At 35.7% G+C, this 1,476-nt stretch carries 2 protein-coding genes; both read left to right on the top strand.

Features of this window, described 5'->3' with window-relative positions; translation table 11 throughout:
* The first annotated feature begins 134 nt into the window (after positions 1-134).
* Entirely contained in the window at positions 135-1,025 is an 891-nt protein-coding gene (locus AC1DRQ_RS31510) for an N-acetylneuraminate synthase family protein (protein WP_477430084.1), read from the top strand.
* A gap of 1 nt (position 1,026) precedes the next feature.
* A partial coding sequence (locus tag AC1DRQ_RS31505; protein ID WP_477430082.1) for an acylneuraminate cytidylyltransferase family protein occupies positions 1,027-1,476 on the top strand: 450 nt, incomplete at its 3' end.

Raw genomic sequence — 1,476 nt, 5'->3', positions numbered from 1 at the left:
ATGTTTATTGGATACAAAATGTATTTAAATTAAGATATGAGAAATAGAATGCTATTAGAAGGATGAAAGACCTTTATTAACAACAAAAAATGCACTAAACTTATAAGATAATTTAAAAAACAAAAGTTAAAAATATGTTTAATTTCAAGTATCAAAAACCCAGGGTTATCTCAGAAATAGGCTGTAATCACATGGGGCAAATGGAAATTGCCAAAGAGCTTATAAAACTTTCAAAAGAATGCGACGCTGATTACGCTAAGTTTCAAAAACGTAATAACAAGGAATTGCTTACCGAAGAGCAGTACAACGCTCCACATCCTAACCCATACAATTCATATGGTGATACTTATGGTGCACACCGTGAATTTTTAGAGTTTGATCAGGATCAGCACGCTGAATTAAAAAAATACGCAGAATCTATTGGTATAGGTTATGCAACCTCTGTTTGGGATAATATATCAGCCCAAGAGATCATTGAACTTGATCCTGAATTTATTAAAGTGCCATCAGCATGTAATAACAATTACGAAATGCTGGGTATGTTAAGAGATGATTATAAGGGAGAGATCCACTTGTCAACCGGTATGACTACTAAGGATGAAGTTGAACAGGTAATTAACTTTTTTGAAGAAAACGGACAAAGTAAAGACAGGTTGGTTATTTATAGCTGTACTTCAGGCTATCCTGTACCATTTAAGGATATTTGCCTGCTTGAAATTAAAAGCCTTTATGACAAATACGATTCAAGAGTTAAAGCTATCGGTTTTTCTGGTCACCACTTAGGTATATCAACAGATATTGCTGCTTACACTTTAGGAGCATACTGGATAGAAAGACACTTTACTAAAGACCGTACCTGGAAAGGTACAGACCATGCTGCATCACTTGAGCCATCTGGTATGCAAAAAATGGTAAGGGACCTGCACCATGCCTACGAGTCTTWAAACTATAAAGACACTGAAATATTAGCAATAGAACAAGTTCAGAGAGATAAATTAAAATACAGAAAAAAAGAAAGTATATAATATGGCGGTTGCCTTTATACCTGTAAGAGGCGGTAGTAAATCAATCCCCTCTAAAAATATAAAGTTATTTTGTGGCAAACCACTGGTTTACTGGTGCGCTAAAGCTTTGCAGGATAGCAAATCAATAGATACTATTGTTATTGCTACAGACTCTGAAGTTATAAAGCAAACCGTTTTAACTTTCGGTTTTTCAAAACTGGTAGTGTATGACAGGGATCCGGCAAATGCTGCTGATACCTCATCAACCGAGGCTGTAATGCTGGAGTATCTGGCTAAGGTAAACTTACCGGCCGAAAAATACTTTGTATTGGTACAGGCAACCAGCCCATTTGTTACCGGCACTGATTTTAATAATGCATTTGCAGTATTAAAAAGAAAAAAAGCCGATTCTTTATTAACATGCGTACCATACAAGCGTTTCTTTTGGAACGAAGATGGTACGCCTGTTAAT

Source organism: Mucilaginibacter sp. P4_E8 (assembly GCF_056401495.1).
The sequence above is the reverse complement of the archived record's forward strand: the minus strand, read 5'-3'. Positions and strand labels throughout refer to the sequence as shown.